Genomic DNA, 18,786 nt, shown 5'->3' with positions numbered 1-18,786 from the left:
CCTTGCAAGCGATCGTAGAACAATTCCAAACCCAGGTCCGTGGCGCCACGGCGGCCAAGACGCCGCTGCGCATACGCGGCGGCGGCACCAAGGACTGGTACGGCAACGCGCCCGTCGGCGCCGTGCTCGACACCCGCGCCCACAGCGGCGTGGTGGCCTACGAGCCGACCGAGCTGGTGGTCACGGCGCGCTGCGGCACGCCGCTGGCCGAGATCGAGGCGCTGCTGGCCCAGCGGCAGCAAATGCTGGCCTTCGAGCCGCCGCGCTACGGCGCCGGCTCGACCATCGGCGGGGTGGTCGCCAGCGCCCTGTCCGGCCCGCGCCGCGCCAGCGCCGGCGCGCTGCGCGACTTCATGCTCGGCGCCGTGCTGATGGACGGCCGGGGCGAGGTGCTGCGCTTCGGCGGCCAGGTGATGAAGAACGTCGCCGGCTACGACGTCTCGCGCCTGCTGGCCGGCTCGCTCGGCACGCTGGGACTGATCATGGAGGTGTCGTTGAAGGTGCTGCCGCTGCCGGTGCGCGAGGCCAGCCTGCGCTTCGAGATGGGCGAGATCGAGGCGCTGGCCAAGTTGAACGACTGGGCCGGTCAGCCGCTGCCGATCTCGGCCAGCTGCTGGCACCGTGGCGTGCTGTCGCTGCGCCTGTCCGGCGCCGGCGCCGCCGTCGAGGCGGCGCAGCGCAAGCTGGGCGGCGCCGCGCTGCCCGAGGCCGAGGCCTTCTGGAGCAGCCTGCGCGACCAGCGCCACGGCTTCTTCGACTGCGCCAGCCTGTGGCGCCTGTCGCTGCCGCCGCAGGCCAGCGCCATGGTGCTCAGCGGCGAGCAGCTGATCGAGTGGGGCGGCGCGCAGCGCTGGCTGGCCGCCGACGCCGACGCCGGTAGGGCGGCGCAGATCCGCGCCAACGCCGCCGCCGCCGGCGGCCACGCCACCTTGTTCCGCGCCGCCGACAAGAGCGTCGGCGCCTTCCACCCGATGGCGCCGGCGGTGGCGCGCGTCAACCAGCTGCTGTGCCGGGAGTTCGACCCGGCCGGCATCTTCAATCCCGGCCGCATGTATTTGGCTGAAACATTGAGCTGAACTACCGAACCGAAGACGCCAGCCGACCCCGCCGCAGCGCCGACCGAATTATTGATTGAGTCATCAAGTATCCATGCAAACCAATCTCGCCGATTTCATCAAGAACACGCCGGAAGGCGACGAAGCCGAGGCCATCCTGCGCGCCTGCGTGCACTGCGGCTTCTGCACCGCCACCTGCCCGACCTACCAGCTGCTCGGCGACGAGCTGGACGGCCCGCGCGGCCGCATCTACCTGATCAAGCAGGTGCTCGAAGGGGCGCCGGTGACGGCCAAGACGCAGCTGCACTTGGACCGCTGCCTGACCTGCCGCAACTGTGAAAGCACCTGTCCGTCCGGCGTGCAGTACGGCCGCCTGGCCGACATCGGCCGCAAGGTGGTCGAGCAGCGCATCGCGCGGCCGCTGGGCGAGCGCTTCAAGCGCCTGTTGCTGAAGGAGACGCTGACGCGGCCCTGGATCTTCAAGCCGGCGCTGCGCGCCGGCCAGCTGTTCCGCCCGCTGCTGTCGCAGCCGCTGCAGGACAAGATCCCGCGCCGGCAGGGCGGTGGCCTGCGGCCGGACGGCGCGCGGGCGCGCCGCATGCTGGTGCTGGAGGGCTGCGTCCAGCCGGGCATGGCGCCCAACATCAACGGCGCCGCCGCGCGCGTGCTCGACGCGCTCGGCGTGCAGCTGATCGCCGCGCCCAAGGCCGGCTGCTGCGGCGCGCTGCGCTACCATTTGAACGACCAGGACGGCGCGCTCGACGACATGCGCCGCAACATCGACGCCTGGTGGCCCTACGTTTCCGGCGAAGGGGCGGGCGCGGTCGAGGCGATCGTGATGACGGCGTCGGGCTGCGGCGCCACCGTCAAGGAGTACGGCCACCTGCTGGCGCACGACGACGCCTACGCCGCCAAGGCGGCGCGCGTCTCGGCGCTGACGCGCGACTTGAGCGAGGTGATGCCGCAGTTCGAGGCCGAACTGGCGCGCCGCATCGGCGGGCGGATAGGCCAGCGGGTCGCCTACCACCCGCCGTGCACGCTGCAGCACGGCCAGCAGATCCGTGGCAAGGTCGAGGACGTGCTGCGCGCCGTCGGCGTCGACGTCAAGCTGTGCGCCGACAGCCACCTGTGCTGCGGCTCGGCCGGCACCTACTCGATCCTGCAGCCGCAGCTGTCGCTGCAGCTGCGCGACCGCAAGCTGGCCAACCTGGCCGCCACCGGCGCCGCGACCATCGTCTCGGCCAACGTCGGCTGCCAGGCCCACCTGCAGTCCGGCACCGAGACTCCGGTGCAGCATTGGATCGAGCTGATCGACCGCGCCTTGGCGAGCGCCTAGCCGGCGGCGGCATCGCCTGAAATGTCCGAATGTCGGCACTGACCCCGGTTTTAGTTCGGGGTCAGTGCCGACATTCGGACACGGACTCGGCAGTCGGCCTAGCCGGCCAGCGCCGCGCCGTCCTGGGCGCGGCCGGCGCCGTCGTCGGACTGCGCCTGGGCGATCGGCGGCAGCAGGGCGGCGGCCTGCCACACCGGCGCCGTGTCGAAGGCGCTGACCCAGGGCAGCACCTCGGCCGACGGCATCGGCCGGGCGATGCCGAAGCCCTGCGCCAGGTCGCAGCCGAGCCGCATCAGCAGCGCGCCGTGCGCCACCGTCTCGACACCCTCGGCGATCACGCCCAGCTCGAAGGCGCGCGCCAGGCCGATCACCGCGCTGACCAGGTGGCGGTCGTCGCGGTCGACCAACATGTTGCGCACGAAGCTCTGGTCGACCTTCAGGACGTCGGCCGGCAGCCGCTTCAGGTAGCTCATCGACGAGTAGCCGGTGCCGAAGTCGTCCAGCGCGAAGCTGATGCCCAGCGCCTGGCAGGCCAGCATGATGGCGCGCACATGGCCGACGTCGCTCAGCGCCGACGACTCGAGGATCTCCAACTCGAGCATGTACGGCGGCACGTCGGGAAACTCGGCCAGGATCGCCGTCAGCCGTTCGACGAAGTCGTTGCGCTGGAAGTGGCGCGCGGCGATGTTGACGCTGACCACCCAGTCCGGGTCGAAGCCGCGCCAGCTCTGCAACTGGCGCAGCGCCTCGCGCAGCACCCATTCGCCGATGTCGACGATCAGGTCGGTGTGCTCGACGAAGGGCAGGAAGTCCATCGGCCCGACCACGCCGCGCTCCGGGTGCTGCCAGCGCAGCAGCGCCTCCATGCCGACGATGCGGCCGCGCCGCATGTTCAGCTTGGGCTGGTAGTACAGCCGCATCTCGCCGCCGCGCAGCGCGGCGCGCACCTCGGTGCGGCGGTTGTGGTGGGTGCGCACCTGCTCGTCGAGGTCGGCGTCGAAGAAGTGGTAGCGGTTGCGCCCGGTGATCTTGGCCTGGTACAGGGCCTGGTCGGCGTGGCGCAGCAGCTGGTCGGCGCTGGTCGCGCCGTCGCGGTACAGCGCCACGCCGACGCTGGCCGACATCTTGACGGTTTCGCCGTCGCACTGGTAGTCGAGCGCCAGCGCCGCCAGCAGCCGCGCCATGGCCTGCTCGACGGCGCCGCGGCCGTCCATCTGCGGCAGCAGCAGCACGAACTCGTCGCCGCCCAGCCGGGCCACGTAGTGGCGCTGGCCGGCGAAGTCGTGCAGCCGGCTGGCGACCTGCTTGAGCACCTCGTCGCCGACCGCCTGGCCCAGGCCCTGGTTGATCTGTTGGAAGTGGTCGAGGTCGAACAGGCACACCGCCAGCAGCTGCTGGTGCTCGCGCGCCTGCTCGAGCTCCTGCTCGAAGCGGCCGCCCAGCGCGGCGCGGTTGGGCAGGCCGGTGAGGACGTCGTGGTTGCTCTGCCAGGACATCTGCTGGATCAGGTGGCGCTTCTCGCTGACGTCGCGGAACACCAGCACCGAGCCCTGCACGCGGCCGGCGCTGTCGCGGATGGCGGCGGCGGTGTATTCGACCATGCGCACCTGGCCCGACAGGTGGCGCAGGCTCTGGCCGCCGGCCTTGACCACCGGGCCGCCGGCGTGGATCGCGCCCATCGCCTTGAGCAGCGAGTGCTGGCCGAAGTTGTTGGCCAGCACGAAGGCCTGGTGCAGCTCCATGCCGCGCGCCTGCGCCTCGTCCAGGCCGGTCAGGGTCTGCGCCACGGCGTTGAAGGTGAGGATGCGGCCGGCCAGGTCGGTGGTGACGACGGCGTCGCCGATCGACGCCAGCGTCACCTCGATGCGCTCCTTCTCGGCCAGCAGCTGGGCCTGGGCCGCGCGGGTCTGCTCGAGCTGCTCGCCCAGCTGGCGCTGGCTGCGCTGCAGCGAGCCGACCAGCGCCTGCACCTCCTGCGCCATGTTGTTGAAGGTGGCGGCCAGGGCGCGCGCCTCGAGCGTGCCGCGCAGCGGCAGGCGCACGCCGTGCTCGCCGGCCTGGAAGCGGTCGGTGGCGCGCGCCAGCCGCGCCAGCATGCGCTTGTTGGAGTAGATCAGCAGGCCGAGCAGCAGGTAGATCAGGCCGACGTTGAGCGCCGAGATTTGCGCCTGCTGGCGCACCGTGTGCCAGACGCGGTTGAGCGGCAGCGTCGGCTCGAACGTCAATTCCAAGGTGGCGTTGGTCGACAGCGCCAGCTCGCGGCTGAGCGGCCGCAGCGCGCGCAGGGCCTGGAACCAGGCCGGCCCGGCCGGCTCCGGTTTGACGCTGCGCACCGCCTCGAGGTGGCCGCCGGGATAGTCGAGGCGCACGGCGGCGGCGTCCTGGTTGAGCAGCAGGGCGCCGGCCAGCGCCGTCTCCAGCGCGGCGCGGTCGGGCAGCGCCAGGCCGCTCTTCAGGGTGGTGTTCAGATAGTCGCCCAGCTCCTGGGCGTCGAGCTGGTAGCGCAGGTTGGCGTCGGCCGCCTCGGCCTCGATCAGCAGCGAATAGCGCACGCAGACGACCACCGCGATGAGGACGGAAATGGGCACGAACAGGCGCGTGTAGGTGCCCATCCGCAGCCAAGACGACAGTAGTTTCCTCAGCAACGGCATAGGTGGTGGGTAGGTTCCGGCAATATTGTCCTCAAGCATTATTACCGAAAATTCCGGCGCGTTGCATTTTTTTTTGAAAACGGTTTCAAAGTGGCGGTTCCTGCCGTGTGTAGCGTGCGGTTCGCCTGCCGGACGAGACCAAGCGTGCAGCGACACGAGGCGTTAGCGGAGGGGGCGGGAAAATCGCCTCCACAGTCGGGACGGTCAGCGGAAGTGATCGTGTATAAACGATCTTGAATAAACACTTTGATCGTCTATACTGAATCAATTATGGAGTAGCGCATACCTACTAGGCGATCAAATGGAATTTCAAAAATTGCGTCTTTCGCAGGTTGATCGGGCAGTGAGGTTGGCCTCTGCGCCGCCACGCCCGTCGCCGGGCTGGATTCAGACGATTCGAACGGCACTCGGTATGACAACACGCCAACTCGCCGGACGTCTTGGCGTTAGTCAAAGCACGCTGACAGCGTTGGAAAAATCAGAGGCGGAGGACCGGATCACCTTGCAGTCGTTACGTAGGGCCGCCGAGGCGCTAGATTGCGAGCTCCAATATGTCTTGGTGCCGCGCTCCTCGTTGAAACGGCGAGTCGAGGATCGCGCACAAGATGTTGCACATGAGCGTGTCGCTCGAGTCTGGCACAGCATGCGGCTGGAGGAGCAGGCGCCTACCGCACGGTTGGATAAAAAAGAGGTGTCCAGGGTACAGCGTGACCTTCTGGATGACAATTGGAAGCAACTGTGGGACTAGGCATTGGCCAGGTGCACGCGCCAGGCGCGACGCCACTTGACCCGGATGAGATGGCGGGCCTCATTCCAAGACATATCACGCTAAAGCGCGAATTGGACGAATACGAGCAGGCGAACATACTTGCGGCGCAGGCGTGGGCGGAAAAGCGTGTGAAGCAGAATGTACTGAGCGAGGCCTATGTTCGGCGCTTGCACAAGAAAATGTTCGATCGCACCTGGCGATGGGCTGGTACCTTTCGCAAGACTGAAAAGTCCATCGGTATCGATCCTCTGCAAATTGGCGTCGGCCTGCGCAACTTGTTGGACGATGTTCAATGCTGGCGCGAGTTCAACACCTTCTCCCTCGACGAGCAGGCCACACGCTTGCACCACCGGCTGGTTTGGATTCATCTTTTCCCCAACGGGAACGGCCGCCACGCCCGACTCCTTACCGACGTGTTTTTGCGCTCATGCGGCGCGCGCCCGTTTTCCTGGGGGCGGATCGAACTGGTGAATCCATCGACGACACGCAGCGCGTACATCCATGCATTGCAGGCGGCGGACCGCAGGGACTATGCGCCGCTGCTGGTTTTCGTGCGCACCTAGTGTCCTGAATTGCAGATTCGTTGAATAAATATGACGAGAATCGTCCTGATACTGCGTCACAAATGCGCGCAAGGCCCCGGCCTTGCTGTGCTTTGTTCCTTGTCTCAGGCCGATTTCGCCATATTTATGGCTCAACGAACTAGCAATTCAGGACACCAGTACGACGACACTACTCCGCCAGCAGCTTCTCGATGTCGCCGACCAGCTCCTCGGGCTTGGTGGCCGGGGCGTAGCGCTTGTAGACGGTGCCGTCCTTGCGCACCAGGAACTTGGTGAAGTTCCATTTGATCGCCTCGGTGCCGAGCAGGCCGGGGGCGTCCTTCTTGAGCTGCTTGAACAGCGGGTGGGCCTGCTCGCCGTTGACGTCGACCTTGGCGAACAGCGGGAAGCTGACGCCGAAGTTCTTCTCGCAGAAGGCGCCGATCTGCTCGGCGCCGCCCGGTTCCTGGCCGCCGAACTGGTTGCAGGGAAAGCCCAGCACCACCGCGCCCCGGTCCTTGAACTGCTGGTAGACCGCCTCCAGCCCCTTGTACTGCGGGGTGAAGCCGCACTGGCTGGCGGTGTTGACGATCAACAGGACCCGGCCCTTGTACTGGCCCAGGTCGGCGGTCGCGCCGGCCAGCGTGGCGGCGGCGTGTTGGTAGATTGTTGTCATCAGATGATCCCCAAATGTTCGGTTCCGGCCGAGAGGTCGCGGTTTTTCGCCGCCTTGCCCTCGAGTTTGATGGCCAGCCGCAGGTCGTTGACCGAATCGGCGTTGCGCAAGGCGTCCTCGTAGCTGATTTTATCGGCTTCGTGCAAATCGAACAGCGACTGGTCGAAGGTCTGCATGCCCAGCTCGCGCGATTTCTTCATCAGCTCCTTGATCTCGTGCACCTGGCCCTTGAAGATCAGGTCGGAGATCAGCGGCGAGTTGAGCAGGATCTCGATCGCCACGGCGCGCCCGGCGCTCTCCTTGAGCGGCACCAGGCGCTGCGAGATCATGCCCTTCAGGTTGAGCGACAGGTCCATCAGCAGCTGCTGGCGGCGCTCCTCGGGGAAGAAGTTGATGATGCGGTCGAGCGCCTGGTTGGCGCTGTTGGCGTGCAGCGTGGCCAGGCACAGGTGGCCGGTCTCGGCGAAGGCGATGGCGTGGTCCATGGTCTCGCGGTCGCGGATCTCGCCGATCTGGATCACGTCCGGCGCCTGGCGCAGGGTGTTCTTCAGCGCCACCGCCCAGTCCTCGGTGTCGACGCCGACCTCGCGCTGGGTGACGATGCAGTTCTTGTGCGGATGCACGTACTCGACCGGTTCGATGGTGATGATGTGGCCGTAGCTGTTCTGGTTGCGGTGGTCGACCATCGCCGCCAGCGTGGTCGACTTGCCCGAACCGGTGGCGCCGACCATGATCACCAGGCCGCGCTTGGACATGACGACGTCCTTGAGCACCTCGGGCAGGCCCAGGTCGTCGAGTTTCGGGATCTCGCTGGTGATGGTGCGCAAGACCATGCCGACCGAGCTCATCTGCACGAAGGCGGAGACGCGGAAGCGCCCCAGCTCGCCCGGGCTGATGGCGAAGTTGGCCTCCTTGCTCAGCTCGAAGCCGGCGCTCTGCTTGTCGTTCATGATAGCGCGCGCCAGGTCGACGGTGTGGGCCGCCGTCAGCATCTGGGTCGAGACGGGCGTCAGCTTGCCGTCGATCTTGATGGCCGGCGGGAAGCCGGCGGTGATGAACAGGTCCGAGCCTTTTTTGCTGACCATCAGGCGCAGCAGGTCGGACATGAATTTGAATGCCTGGTCGCGTTCCATGCTGGTTCCTATCCGGGGAAGTTGTCCGGGATCTTGGCGGCGGAACGGGCCGCCGCCGCCGAGATCACGTTGCGCCGCACCAGGTCGGTCAGCGTCTGGTCCAGCGTCTGCATGCCGACGTTGCTGCCGGTCTGGATCGCCGAGTACATCTGGGCGATCTTGGCCTCGCGGATCAGGTTGCGGATGGCCGGCGTGGCCACCATGATCTCGTGGGCGGCGACGCGGCCGCTGCCGTCCTTGGTCTTGAGCAGGGTCTGCGAGATCACCGCCTGCAGCGACTCCGACAGCATGGCCCGCACCATCTCCTTCTCGTCGGCCGGGAAGACGTCGACGATGCGGTCGATGGTCTTGGCGGCCGACGAGGTGTGCAGGGTGCCGAACACCAGGTGGCCGGTCTCGGCGGCCGACAGGGCCAGGCGGATGGTCTCCAGGTCGCGCAGCTCGCCGACCAGGATCACGTCCGGGTCCTCGCGCAGCGCCGAGCGCAGCGCGTTGTTGAACGACAGCGTGTGCGGCCCCACCTCGCGCTGGTTGATCAGGCACTTCTTCGACTCGTGGACGAACTCGATCGGGTCCTCGATGGTGAGGATGTGGCCGTACTCGTTCTCGTTGACGTGGTTGACCATCGCCGCCAGCGTGGTCGACTTGCCCGAGCCGGTCGGCCCGGTCACCAGCACCAGGCCGCGCGGCTTGGAGGCCAGCTCGGCGAAGATGCGCGGGCAGTTCAACTCCTCCAGGCTCATGATCTTCGACGGGATGGTGCGCAGCACCGCCGAGGCGCCGCGTTCCTGGTTGTAGGCGTTGACGCGGAAGCGCGCCAGGCCGGGGATGGCGAAGGAGAAGTCGACCTCGAGCATCTCCTCGTAGGCCTTGCGCTGGCCGTCGTTCATGATGTCATAGATCATGCCGTGGACTTCCTTGTGCTCCAGCGGCGGCAGGTTGATGCGGCGCACGTCGCCGTGCACCCGTATCATCGGCGGCAGCCCGGCCGACAAGTGCAGGTCCGAGGCCTTGTTCTTGACCGAGAATGCGAGAAGTTCTGAGATGTCCATTTATAATCCCTGTGCCTGGGGTTGAGGGCGGGGCCGCCGGGATCGCACACCGGCCGCCGCTGAAACTGTTCCACGCTGATGCTTAACCGACGTTGCCCACACTATACGCTCACTGATTATGTCCACAATCGCCCAGAACTTGCAAGCCGTCGCCTCGACAATTGTTTCCACAGCCCAAGAAGCCGGCCGCGCGGCCGACAGCGTGCGCTTGCTGGCGGTGTCCAAGACCTTCGGCCCGGAGGCGGTGCTGGAGGCGGTGCGGGCCGGCCAGCGCGCCTTCGGCGAGAACTACCTGCAGGAGTCGCTCGACAAGATCGCCGCCGTGCGCGCCGCGCTGGCCGCGCGGCCTGGTGAGCCTGCGCTGGCCGCGCGGCCTGGTGAGCCTGCGCTGGCCGCGCGGCCTGGTGAGCCCGCGCTGGCCGCGCGGCCGGACCAGCCCGCCCTGGAGTGGCACTTCATCGGCCCCATCCAGAGCAACAAGACGCGCCCCATCGCCGAGCACTTCGACTGGGTCCACACGGTCGAGCGCGAGAAGATCGCCCAGCGCCTGTCCGAGCAGCGCCCGGCCGCCATGGCGCCGCTCAACATCTGCCTGCAGGTCAACATCAGCGGCGAGGCCAGCAAGAGCGGCGCGGCGCCGGCCGAGCTGGCCGAGCTGGCCCGGCGCGTCGCCGCGCTGCCCAATCTGCGCCTGCGTGGCCTGATGGCGATCCCCGAGCCGACCGAGGACTACGCCGAGCAGCGCGCCGCCTTCGCCCAACTGCGCCAACTCTACGAACAACTGCGCGCCGACGGCCTGGCGCTCGACACCCTGTCGATGGGCATGTCGGCCGACCTGCGCGCCGCCGTCGTCGAGGGCGCCACCATCGTGCGCGTCGGCAGCGCCATCTTCGGCGCGCGCCACTATCCGCCGGCCAACTAATCCATCCATACCACCACGAGAGACAGACATGAACGCAAGCGCACTGAAAATCGCCTTCATCGGCGGCGGCAACATGGCCTCGGCCCTGATCGCCGGACTGGCCGGCAAACTGACGGCCGGCGCCAACATCCACGTGGTCGACCCCAACGCCGCCGCGCTCGACAAGCTGCGCCAGCAGTTCGGCGTCAGCACCGCGCCGGCGGCCGACGCCGCGCTCGGCGCGGTCGACGTGATCGTGCTGGCGGTCAAGCCGCAGAGCATGCGCGAGGTGGCCGCCCAGCTGCTGCCGCTGCTGAACCAGGCGGCCAGGCCGCTGATCCTGTCGATCGCCGCCGGCATCCGCGCCGCCGACCTGTCGCGCTGGCTGGGCGGCTACGGCGCCATCGTGCGCTGCATGCCGAACACGCCGGCGCTGATCGGCCTGGGCATCACCGGCATGGTCGCCGCCGACGGCGTCAGCGCGGCGCAGAAGGAGGCCGCCGACGCCATCCTGAAGGCGGTCGGCGCCACCGTCTGGCTGGCCGACGAAGGCTTGATCGACCCGGTGACGGCGGTCTCGGGCAGCGGCCCGGCCTATGTGTTCTACTTCATCGAGGCGATGCAGCAGGCGGCGCTGGAGATGGGCCTGAGCGCGCAGCAGGGCAGCGAGCTGGCGCTGGCCACCTTCGTCGGCGCGGCGCAGCTGGCGGCGCAGTCGAGCGAACCGGTGGCGCTGCTGCGCGAGCGCGTCACCTCGAAGGGCGGCACCACCTACGCCGCGCTGAGCAGCATGGAGCAGAGCGGCGTCAAGGACGCCATCGTCAAGGCGATGAAGGCGGCCGCCGAGCGCGGCCGCGAGCTGGGCGAGGAGCTGGGCGGCGCCTGAGCAGGGCGCCGGCCCGCTCAGGGCGTCGGATCGCCGACGTACTTCTGGTAGATGGCGGCGTAGCGGCCGCTGTCCCTCAGCTGTTTGAGGCCGGCGTTGAAGTCGTCGCGGATATTTTTGTCGCGGAACACCGGGCGGTAGTCCTGCGGGTTGAGCTTGACGAAGCGTTGCTCGACCGTCGGCTTGGGGGCGAAAGCCTGCTCGCGCTGCAACTGCAGGGTGAAGTAGCGGAAGATGTTGCGGTCGCTCAGCGCCACGTCGTAGCGGCCCTTGTCCAGGGTGAGTACCTGCAGCGTCTGGTTGTTCTGCTCGAAGTAGCGGCCGGCCTGGCGCACCGGATCGAGCCAGTCGGGATAGCGTTTGATGGCGCCGACGAAGGCGATCACGTTCAGGCCGCGCAGGTCTTCGGGTTTGCGGAACTGCAGCTTCCTGTCCTTCAGGCTGATCAGCACGTTGTCGTAGAACACCGCCGGGTCGCCGTAGTGGCCGCCGACGGCCGCCAAGTCCTCGCCCAGGTCGGTCATCGCCGCGTCGACCTCGCGCGCCTTGAACACCATCGGAATCCGCACGAAGGAGTAGTACTTCGGCACCAGCACATGGCCGCGGTAGGCCAGCGCCTGGCCGATGACCTCCAGTTCGATGCCGGAGTTCGTTTCCGGGAAGCAGTAGGGCGGGATCTTTTCGCCGAAGGCCATTCTCACCTCGGCGGCACCGGCGCTGCCGAGCCAGGCCAGCGACAACAGGGCCGCCCGCGCCAGCGGCGCGGCCAGGCGGGTGCGAAGCGGGAAACGAAGGAGGGGGCGACTTGCCATGGGTTCAATTCGGCGGGCGGTTTGCTGAATCCCATTGTCGCGTCAAGTTGCCATGCAGATCAACTAGTTTATGTCGTATAAGCTTGCCCCGCCGGGGAAACGGCGGCGGCTCCGCCCGCCGCCGTCCGCGCTTATTTACGGGAGATCAACATGCCGGCGATGACGCCGAGCGCCGCGCCCAGCCCGACCGCCTTCCACGGATTGTCCTGCACATACACCTGGGTGCTGCGGGCCGCCTGGCGGCCGCGCGCCAGCACGCCTTCCTCCAGCTTGCGCAGGTCGGTCCTGGCGGTCTGCAGCGCGTCCTCGAAATGGCGGCGCGCCTTGCCGGCCTCGGCGCCGACCTGGGTCGTGCTGTCGTCGAGCCAGGTCTCGGCCTCGTGGATGACGTTCTGCAAATCGCTCATCAGCTTGTCGCGCGCGGTGGCGTTGGCGGCCTGGCTGCGCGCCAGGTTGTCGTCGCCGCCGGCCTTGCCGTTCTGTTGGGTGGGTTCCATGCTTGACCTTTCGAGGAATGCGCGGGCGCGCGGAAAAGAAGCCAGTGTAAAGGCTGCGGCCCGGCGCCGGCTATGCGCCAGATCAATTCCGCGCTAGCGCAGCGCGTAGTCCAGCGCCACGCCGGCGAACACCACGGCGCCGAGGATGTTGTTGTGGCGGAAGGCGTAGAAGCAGGCCTCGCGCTCGCGGCCACGGATCAGCGTGTAGTGGTAGACGGCGATGGCGGCGGCGCCCAGCAGGCCGGCGACGAACCAGCCGCGCAGGCCGGCCTGCCAGCCGCAGGCCAGCGTCAGGCCGAGGTGGACGGCGTAACACAGCATGACGGCGGCGACGTCGCAGCGGCCGAAGGTGATGGCCGAGGTCTTGATGCCGATCTTCAAAGTCGTCGTCGCGGTCGACCATGGCGTACTCGGTGTCGTAGGCGACCGCCCAGAACACGTTCGACACCAGCAGCACCCAGGCCAGCGCCGGCACCTGGTTCTGCACGGCGGCGAAGGCCATCGGCACGCCGAAGCCGTAGGCCACGCCCAGGTAGGCCTGCGGGATGGGGAAGAAGCGCTTGAAATAGGGATAGGTCAGGGCCACCAGCAGGGCCACCACCGACAACTGCTTGGTCAGCAGGTTGAGCGGCAGCAGCAGGCAGAAGGACAGCGCGGCCAGCAGGGCGGCGATGCCGAGCGCCTCCTTGCCGCTGACCTTGCCGCTGGTGACGGGGCGCTGGGCGGTGCGCTTGACGTGCTTGTCGATGTCGCGGTCGGCGTAGTCGTTGACGGCGCAGCCGGCCGAGCGCATCAGGAAGGTGCCGAGCGAAAAGATCAGCACCAGCGTCCAGTCGGGCTTGCCGGCCGAGGCGATCCACAGCGCGCTCAGCGTCGGCCACAGCAGCAGCACGACGCCGATCGGTTTGTCCAGCCTTAACAGGCGCGCGTACAACTCCAGCTTGGTCATGGAAGGCATCATGGTGTCGGGAAGGGCAAAACCGGCATTATCGCAAATCGCCGCCGGCAGCGCGCAAGGCGGTGCCGGGCGGCCACGGCGCGGGGGCTGTTTGCCGGCTATTTGTCGCCCGGGCACAGCGTGCTGACGCCGGGCAGCTCGCAGTCGCGCACCACCTCGCAGATGGCGTCGATGGCGGCCTTGCGGGTGAAGCTCTTGCGCCAGACGATGACGACGCGGCGCGACGGCTCCGGCGCGTCGAAGCGGCGGAAGCGCAGCATGCCGTCGGTGGTGTCGAGGTCGGGCACCGAGGCGCGCGGCAGCACGGTCAGGCCGATGCCGCTGGCCACCATGTGGCGGATGGTCTCGAGCGAGGAGCCCTCGAAGGTGCGCTGCATGCCGTTGCCGGGCGAGGAGAAGCGCGCCATCTCGGGGCACACCTCGAGCACCTGGTCGCGGAAGCAGTGGCCGTTGCCGAGCAACAGCATGTTCTCCGTCTTCAGGTCGTCGGCGGGGATGGACTGGCGGCCGGTCCAGGCGTGCTGTTGCGGCATCGCCACGACGAAGGGCTCGTCGTACAGGGCCTGCATGGCCATGCCGTGCTCGGGCAGCGGCAGCGCCATGATGGCCGCGTCGAGCTCGCCCTGGCGCAGCATCTCGAGCAGGCGCACGGTGAAGTTCTCCTGCAGGATCAGGGGCATCTGCGGCAGCTTGGCGATCATGCCCTTGACCAGCGGCGGCAGCAGCGAGGGGCCGATGGTGTAGATCACGCCGAGCCGCAGCGGGCCGGCCAGCGGGCCCTTGTTCTGCTTGGCCAGCTCCTTGATGGCGGCGGTCTGCTCGAGCACGCGCTCGGCCTGGGCGACGATCTGCGCGCCCAGCGGGGTGACGGAAATCTCGGCGCCGCCCCGTTCGAACAGCACCACCCCCAACTCGTCCTCCAGCTTCTTGATCGCTACCGACAGCGTGGGCTGGGCGACATAGCAGGCTTCGGCGGCATGGCCGAAGTGTTTCGCTCTTGCAACGGCGACGATATATTTCAGTTCGGTCAGGGTCATGAATGTATTTGAACACAGGCAATGCTTCGGCGCAATGCACGAAAAGCCACAGGGCAGTGCGGGGAAAGGCGGCGCGCGGCGGGCCGGCGGGCTGGGCAAGAAAACCCATTGTAGCGGAACGCAGTCGATATAATGGACGGGTGCTTCGCTTTAGCAACAGTATCAAGAAGGAGGGCCGCGTATGTCCGCCACCTTTGGCCCCGACGAGGCCCAAGCCTATCTGCACAAGCTGCTCAAGGTGATGCACCACATGGGCGGCTCCGACTTGTTCATCTCCGCCGACTTCCCGCCCAGTATCAAGTCGCAAGGGGCGATGAAGCCGCTCAGCGCGCAACGCCTGAGCGGCGAGGTGACGCGCGCGCTGGCCCTGTCCATCATGAACGACAAGCAGCGCCGCGAGTTCGAGGCCGAGCTCGAATGCAACTTCGCCATTTCGCTGCCCGAGGTGTGCCGCTTCCGCGTCAACGTCTTCGTCCAGCAGCAGTGCGTGGCCATGGTGATCCGCACCATCGCCTCGGAGATCCCGAATTTCGAGAAGCTCGAACTGCCCGAGGTGTTGAAGGAGGTCATCATGACCAAGCGCGGCCTGGTGCTGGTGGTGGGCGGCACCGGCTCGGGCAAGTCGACCACGCTGGCGGCGATGATCGACTACCGCAACAGCAACTCGGCCGGCCACATCATCACCGTCGAGGGCCCGGTCGAGTACGTGCACAAGAACAAGGGCTGCCTGATCACCCACCGCGAGGTCGGCGTCGACACCCTGTCCTGGCACAACGCGCTGAAAAACACGCTGCGCCAGGCGCCGGACGTGATCCTGATCGGCGAGATCCGCGACACCGAGACCATGGAGCACGCCATCGCCTTCGCCGAGACGGGCCACCTGTGCCTGGGCACGCTGCACGCCAACAACGCCAACCAGACCATGGACCGCATCATCAACTTCTTCCCCGAGGAGCGGCGCAACCAGTTGCTGATGGACTTGTCGTCGAACCTGCGCGCCATCGTCTCGCAGCGCCTGGTGCGCACCGAGGACGGCAAGGGCCGCAAGGCGGCCATCGAGATTTTGCTGAACACGCCGACCATCGCCGAGATGATTTTCAAGGGCAATTTCCAGGCGATCAAGGAAATCATGCACAAATCGCGCGAGCTGGGCATGTGCACCTTCGACCAGGCGCTGTACGAACTCTATAATAGGGGCCATATCGCCTACGAGGAGGCGATCCGCAACGCCGATTCGGCCAACGGCCTGCGCCTGCAGATCAAGCTGCGCGGCGAGCGCAAGGAGCCCGGCGACGCCGGCCCGGCGGCCGCCAGCGCGCTGAGCATGCAGATCGAGGCCGAGCCGGAGCCGGAACCGCCGGGCCACTAGCGCCGGCGCAACCCCCAACGAAAAGAAACCGATGCCCCAATTCGAATCAAAGATGTGTACCCGTGAAGACCTGGCCGCGCGCGTCGCCGCGCTGCCCAAGCCGGTGGTGTTGACCAACGGCGTGTTCGACCTGCTGCACCGCGGCCACGTCACCTATCTGGCGCAGGCGCGCGCGCTGGGCGCCTCGCTGGTGGTGGCGGCCAACACCGACGCCTCGGTCAAGCGCCTGGGCAAGGGCGACGACCGCCCGCTCAACGCCTGCGCCGACCGCATGGCCGTGCTGGCCGCGCTGGAGTCGGTCAGCCTGGTGGTCGAGTTCGACGAGGACACGGCGCTGGAGGTGGTGCTGCAGGCCCGCCCGGAGATCTACGTCAAGGGCGGCGACTACGACATGGCGGCCATCCCCGAGGGCCAGGCGGTGCTGGCCTACGGCGGGCGCGCCGTCGCCATCGACTTCGAGCACGACCGCTCGACCACCAAGCTGCTCAACAAGATCCGCAACTAGTCGGCAGCTTCAACCGGCCATGGCGGCCTTGTTACCTGCTGCGCCTCAGGCGCCGCCGGCGTAGCCGTTCTGGCGCCAGGCCTCGAAGACCACCACGGCGACCGTGTTCGACAGGTTCAGGCTGCGGTTGTCCGGCCGCATCGGCAGGCGGATGCGCTGGGCCGGCGGGAACGATTCGCGCAGCGCCGGGTCCAGGCCGCGCGTCTCCGAGCCGAACACGAACACGTCGCCGGGCTGGAAGCTGGCCTGGCCGAACGGCGACGAGCCGTGCGTGGTCATGGCGAACATGCGCGCCGGGTCGGGCTGGACGGCGGCCAGGAAGGCCTCCCAGTTGGCGTGCACCTGCATGCGGGCGTACTCGTGGTAGTCGAGGCCGGCGCGCTTGAGCTTGGCATCGTCGAGCGGGAAGCCGAGCGGCTCGATCAGGTGCAGCTGGGCGCCGGTGTTGGCGCACAGCCGGATCACGTTGCCGGTGTTGGGCGGAATTTCAGGTTGAACCAGTACGACGTGAAACAATGCAATCTCCTTAAAAGTCATTCTCAATGCGCTCCAAGCGCCCAAGGCGCTCAGTGCGGTAATTCTCGGCGCGCTCAACGCGGCGGGGTACGGGCGAACACCAGGTTGCTGACGCGCGCCGCGCCGTGGCGTTTGAACGTGGCGGCCAACTCGTTCAGGGTCTGCCCGCTGGTCATCACGTCGTCGACGATGCCGACGTGGCGGCCGGCCACCAGCGCCGGCTCGGCCAGCGCGAAGGCGTGGGCGATGTTGCCGCCGCGCTGGTGCGGCGCCACGCTGCTCTGCGCGCGCGTTTCGTGCACCCGCGCCGCCAGACGCGGATGCAGGGCCACGCCCAGCGCCCGCGCCAGCGGCCGGGCGATCTCCAATGCCTGGTTGAAGCCCCGTTCGGCCAGCCGCTGCGGACCCAGCGGCACCGGGCAGAGCAGGGCGGGCAGGACGAGGCCGGGCTGGCGCAGCACGGCGTCGCGCAGCAGTTGCGCCAGCAGCGGCGCCAGCGCCAGGCGGCCGCCAAATTTCAGTTGCAGCACCAGCTGGTCGAGCGGGGCGGCGTAGTCGGCCGCCACCACGGTGCGGTCGAAGGCCGGCCCGTCGCGCAGGCATTGGCCGCACAGGGCGGCTGTGCCCGTGCGGTCGATATTATTGTTGCCGCCGGCCAAACCATCGTCGCCGGCCATGCCGTCGTCGCTGGCGGCAAGGTCCCGCTGCGGCCCGGGCAGTGGATTGGCGCATTGTTCACAGCGGGGCGGCGCCGGCCCGTCGAGGTACTGCGCCCGGCAGCCCGGGCACAGGGCGTCCGGGCTGGCGCCGCCGCACAGCGCGCAGCTGGCCGGCAGCAGGCCGCGCAGCAGGGCGCCGCGCAGCCGGCGCAGCAGCGCCGCCGGGGCGGTTCCCGTCGCGCGGAAGGGTGGCAAATCGGCGGCGCTTGGCATCGCGACGGCCCTCAACCATGTACACTGCCGCATTATCTCACCTTCGCCCGACCGAACCATGCAAGTGCCAGCCAATCCGCCCAAATTGAGCGCCCCGATCGACCTGGAGCGCGTGCGCGCCCAGTTTTCCCGCCCCGAACGGGTGCAAGCCTCCGATTTCCTGCGCCGCGAGGTGGCCAGCCGGATGTTCGACCGCCTCGGGCTGGTCAAGCTGGCGCCGCAGCGCGTGCTCGACGCCGGCTGCGGCGCCGGTGCCGACCTGGCATTGTTGCAAAAACGGTATCAAGCGGCCCAGATCGTCGGCCTCGACGGCGCCGCCGCCATGCTGCGGGCGGCCCGCGCCCAAGGCGCCTCGGCGGCGCGGCTGACCGGACTCAACCAACTATTAAGTAAGCTGTTGCCGGCCAAGGCCGGCATCGACCTGGTCTGCGGCGACTTCGCCGACCTGCCGCTGGGGCCGAACGCGGTCGACCTGGTCTGGTCCAACCTGGCCCTGCACTGGCATCCGCAGCCGGACCGCGTGTTCGCCGAGTGGCGCCGCGTGATGCGGGTCGACAGCCTGTTGATGTTCTCCTGCTTCGGCCCGGACACCTTCAAGGAGCTGCGCGACGCCTTCGCCGAGGTCGACCTGGCGCCGCACGCGCTGCCCTTCGTCGACATGCACGACTTCGGCGACCAGCTGGTGGCCGCCGGCTTCGCGACCCCGGTGCTGGACATGGAAACCATCACCGTCACCTACGACACGGCGCAGGCCCTGCTGGCCGACGCCCGCGCCTGGGGCGGCAATCCGCTCAGCACGCGGCGCCGTGGCCTGCTCGGCCGTGCCGCCTGGCAACGCCTGCTGGCGGCGCTGGAGCGCGGCCGCCGCGCCGACGGCAAGCTGGGCTTGAGTTTCGAGGTGATCTACGGCCACGCCTTCCGGCCGGCGCCGCGCGTGACGTCCAAAGGCGAGGCGATCATCCGCTTCGACCTGCCGCGCAAGCCGCGCTAGTCCACACTCTGCCACGTAGGGCGGCGCCACGGGCGAACCGCCCGAGTCTGTCCGACACCGGAATGCACATTTCGGCGGCCTTGTCACGCCCTTATCGCAGGGGTGTGCAAACACGGCCTTGACGATACTTGCATAATGGATTATTTCTTGATGTATGTCAGTTTTCTT

General features: G+C 67.9%; 18 protein-coding genes and 1 pseudogene. 9 read left to right on the top strand and 10 right to left on the bottom strand.

The genetic code is table 11. The features are described 5' to 3' along the window. Positions 1–2 precede the first annotated feature (2 nt). Positions 3–1,076 (top strand): glycolate oxidase subunit GlcE, encoded by a 1,074-nt coding sequence (gene glcE, locus QC826_RS24565; RefSeq protein ID WP_279762857.1) that lies wholly within the window; start codon positions 3–5, stop codon positions 1,074–1,076. Positions 1,077–1,149: 73 nt separating this feature from the next. Then, a complete protein-coding gene (gene glcF / locus QC826_RS24560) occupies positions 1,150–2,391 on the top strand; it encodes a glycolate oxidase subunit GlcF (protein WP_279762856.1) in 1,242 nt (413 codons plus the stop codon). 98 nt (positions 2,392–2,489) lie between these two features. Here glcF and QC826_RS24555 read toward each other — a convergent pair whose 3' ends face one another. After that, positions 2,490–5,003, bottom strand: coding sequence for a putative bifunctional diguanylate cyclase/phosphodiesterase (locus tag QC826_RS24555; RefSeq protein WP_279762855.1), 2,514 nt, complete (start codon positions 5,001–5,003; stop codon positions 2,490–2,492). A 340-nt stretch (positions 5,004–5,343) separates the two neighbouring features. Here QC826_RS24555 and QC826_RS24550 point away from each other — a divergent pair, with 340 nt between their 5' ends. Both QC826_RS24550 and QC826_RS24545 read left to right on the top strand, forming a co-directional pair. Continuing rightward, on the top strand, positions 5,344–5,790 hold the full coding sequence (locus tag QC826_RS24550; RefSeq protein WP_279762854.1) for a mobile mystery protein A: 447 nt from the start codon (positions 5,344–5,346) through the stop codon (positions 5,788–5,790). Beyond that, positions 5,769–6,374 carry a mobile mystery protein B gene (locus QC826_RS24545; protein ID WP_279762853.1) on the top strand — a complete coding sequence of 202 codons (606 nt, stop codon included), beginning with the start codon at positions 5,769–5,771 and terminating at the stop codon, positions 6,372–6,374. Before QC826_RS24550 ends, QC826_RS24545 begins: the two co-directional genes overlap by 22 nt. Positions 6,375–6,543: 169 nt before the next feature. On the opposite strand, the gene QC826_RS24540 is transcribed toward QC826_RS24545, so the two are convergent. Genes QC826_RS24540 through QC826_RS24530 form a run of 3 tightly spaced genes read right to left on the bottom strand, consistent with a single transcriptional unit; the run spans position 6,544 to position 9,214 of the window. After that, a complete protein-coding gene (locus QC826_RS24540) occupies positions 6,544–7,029 on the bottom strand; it encodes a glutathione peroxidase (RefSeq protein ID WP_279762852.1) in 486 nt (161 codons plus the stop codon). Continuing rightward, complete coding sequence (locus QC826_RS24535) at positions 7,029–8,162, bottom strand: PilT/PilU family type 4a pilus ATPase (protein ID WP_279762851.1); 1,134 nt, start codon at positions 8,160–8,162, stop codon at positions 7,029–7,031. The genes QC826_RS24540 and QC826_RS24535 overlap by 1 nt, the downstream gene beginning before the upstream one ends. An 8-nt stretch (positions 8,163–8,170) precedes the next feature. After that, entirely contained in the window at positions 8,171–9,214 is a 1,044-nt protein-coding gene (locus QC826_RS24530) for a type IV pilus twitching motility protein PilT (RefSeq protein ID WP_093388131.1), read from the bottom strand. A 118-nt stretch (positions 9,215–9,332) separates the two neighbouring features. On the opposite strand from QC826_RS24530, the gene QC826_RS24525 reads away from it, so the two are divergent. Together QC826_RS24525 and proC are read left to right on the top strand one after the other, a co-directional pair. After that, positions 9,333–10,136: a YggS family pyridoxal phosphate-dependent enzyme gene (locus tag QC826_RS24525; protein WP_279762850.1), complete on the top strand. Its 804-nt coding sequence runs from the start codon at positions 9,333–9,335 to the stop codon at positions 10,134–10,136. A gap of 28 nt (positions 10,137–10,164) precedes the next feature. Continuing rightward, the gene (gene proC, locus QC826_RS24520; protein ID WP_279762849.1) at positions 10,165–11,001 is read left to right on the top strand and encodes a pyrroline-5-carboxylate reductase; all 837 of its coding nucleotides are present in this window, start codon (positions 10,165–10,167) and stop codon (positions 10,999–11,001) included. Positions 11,002–11,018: 17 nt separating this feature from the next. Here the strand turns inward: proC and QC826_RS24515 are convergent, their stop codons facing one another. The 4 genes and pseudogenes from QC826_RS24515 to QC826_RS24500 form a co-directional block, all read right to left on the bottom strand. After that, positions 11,019–11,813 (bottom strand): substrate-binding periplasmic protein, encoded by a 795-nt coding sequence (locus tag QC826_RS24515; RefSeq protein WP_279762848.1) that lies wholly within the window; start codon positions 11,811–11,813, stop codon positions 11,019–11,021. 131 nt (positions 11,814–11,944) lie between these two features. Next, positions 11,945–12,310, bottom strand: a complete 366-nt coding sequence (locus QC826_RS24510) for a YqjD family protein (RefSeq protein ID WP_279762847.1) — start codon at positions 12,308–12,310, stop codon at positions 11,945–11,947. 93 nt (positions 12,311–12,403) lie between these two features. Next, a pseudogene (gene ubiA, locus QC826_RS24505) lies at positions 12,404–13,259 on the bottom strand (4-hydroxybenzoate octaprenyltransferase). Between the two features lie 107 nt (positions 13,260–13,366). Continuing rightward, a complete protein-coding gene (locus QC826_RS24500; RefSeq protein ID WP_279762846.1) occupies positions 13,367–14,305 on the bottom strand; it encodes a hydrogen peroxide-inducible genes activator in 939 nt (312 codons plus the stop codon). 181 nt (positions 14,306–14,486) lie between these two features. Here QC826_RS24500 and QC826_RS24495 point away from each other — a divergent pair, with 181 nt between their 5' ends. Next, on the top strand, positions 14,487–15,674 hold the full coding sequence (locus tag QC826_RS24495; RefSeq protein ID WP_279762845.1) for a PilT/PilU family type 4a pilus ATPase: 1,188 nt from the start codon (positions 14,487–14,489) through the stop codon (positions 15,672–15,674). Between the two features lie 31 nt (positions 15,675–15,705). Then, positions 15,706–16,179: a D-glycero-beta-D-manno-heptose 1-phosphate adenylyltransferase gene (gene rfaE2, locus QC826_RS24490; RefSeq protein WP_279762844.1), complete on the top strand. Its 474-nt coding sequence runs from the start codon at positions 15,706–15,708 to the stop codon at positions 16,177–16,179. Positions 16,180–16,224: 45 nt separating this feature from the next. On the opposite strand, the gene trmL is transcribed toward rfaE2, so the two are convergent. Continuing rightward, a complete protein-coding gene (gene trmL / locus QC826_RS24485) occupies positions 16,225–16,695 on the bottom strand; it encodes a tRNA (uridine(34)/cytosine(34)/5-carboxymethylaminomethyluridine(34)-2'-O)-methyltransferase TrmL (protein ID WP_279762843.1) in 471 nt (156 codons plus the stop codon). A gap of 74 nt (positions 16,696–16,769) precedes the next feature. Beyond that, a complete protein-coding gene (locus QC826_RS24480) occupies positions 16,770–17,627 on the bottom strand; it encodes a ComF family protein (RefSeq protein WP_279762842.1) in 858 nt (285 codons plus the stop codon). A gap of 58 nt (positions 17,628–17,685) precedes the next feature. Between QC826_RS24480 and QC826_RS24475 the strand changes: the two genes are divergently transcribed. Next, positions 17,686–18,618 (top strand): methyltransferase domain-containing protein, encoded by a 933-nt coding sequence (locus QC826_RS24475; RefSeq protein ID WP_279762841.1) that lies wholly within the window; start codon positions 17,686–17,688, stop codon positions 18,616–18,618. The last annotated feature ends 168 nt before the right edge of the window (positions 18,619–18,786 follow it).

The sequence above is a fragment of the Rugamonas sp. DEMB1 genome (genome assembly GCF_029834475.1).
Lineage (GTDB): Bacteria > Pseudomonadota > Gammaproteobacteria > Burkholderiales > Burkholderiaceae_D > Rugamonas > Rugamonas rubra.
This window is presented reverse-complemented; position numbering and strand designations above follow the sequence as displayed.

Excerpts from the sequence above, each read along its gene's own strand:
- glcF (WP_279762856.1), top strand. The coding sequence starts at position 1,150 with ATGCAAACCAATCTCGCCGATTTCATCAAGAACACGCCGGAAGGCGAC.
- QC826_RS24555 (WP_279762855.1), bottom strand. The coding sequence starts at position 5,003 with ATGGGCACCTACACGCGCCTGTTCGTGCCCATTTCCGTCCTCATCGCG.
- QC826_RS24550 (WP_279762854.1), top strand. The coding sequence starts at position 5,344 with ATGGAATTTCAAAAATTGCGTCTTTCGCAGGTTGATCGGGCAGTGAGG.
- QC826_RS24540 (WP_279762852.1), bottom strand. The coding sequence starts at position 7,029 with ATGACAACAATCTACCAACACGCCGCCGCCACGCTGGCCGGCGCGACC.
- QC826_RS24535 (WP_279762851.1), bottom strand. The coding sequence starts at position 8,162 with ATGGAACGCGACCAGGCATTCAAATTCATGTCCGACCTGCTGCGCCTG.
- QC826_RS24530 (WP_093388131.1), bottom strand. The coding sequence starts at position 9,214 with ATGGACATCTCAGAACTTCTCGCATTCTCGGTCAAGAACAAGGCCTCG.
- QC826_RS24525 (WP_279762850.1), top strand. The coding sequence starts at position 9,333 with ATGTCCACAATCGCCCAGAACTTGCAAGCCGTCGCCTCGACAATTGTT.
- proC (WP_279762849.1), top strand. The coding sequence starts at position 10,165 with ATGAACGCAAGCGCACTGAAAATCGCCTTCATCGGCGGCGGCAACATG.
- QC826_RS24515 (WP_279762848.1), bottom strand. The coding sequence starts at position 11,813 with ATGGCAAGTCGCCCCCTCCTTCGTTTCCCGCTTCGCACCCGCCTGGCC.
- QC826_RS24510 (WP_279762847.1), bottom strand. The coding sequence starts at position 12,310 with ATGGAACCCACCCAACAGAACGGCAAGGCCGGCGGCGACGACAACCTG.
- QC826_RS24500 (WP_279762846.1), bottom strand. The coding sequence starts at position 14,305 with ATGACCCTGACCGAACTGAAATATATCGTCGCCGTTGCAAGAGCGAAA.
- QC826_RS24495 (WP_279762845.1), top strand. The coding sequence starts at position 14,487 with ATGTCCGCCACCTTTGGCCCCGACGAGGCCCAAGCCTATCTGCACAAG.
- rfaE2 (WP_279762844.1), top strand. The coding sequence starts at position 15,706 with ATGCCCCAATTCGAATCAAAGATGTGTACCCGTGAAGACCTGGCCGCG.
- QC826_RS24480 (WP_279762842.1), bottom strand. The coding sequence starts at position 17,627 with ATGCCAAGCGCCGCCGATTTGCCACCCTTCCGCGCGACGGGAACCGCC.
- QC826_RS24475 (WP_279762841.1), top strand. The coding sequence starts at position 17,686 with ATGCAAGTGCCAGCCAATCCGCCCAAATTGAGCGCCCCGATCGACCTG.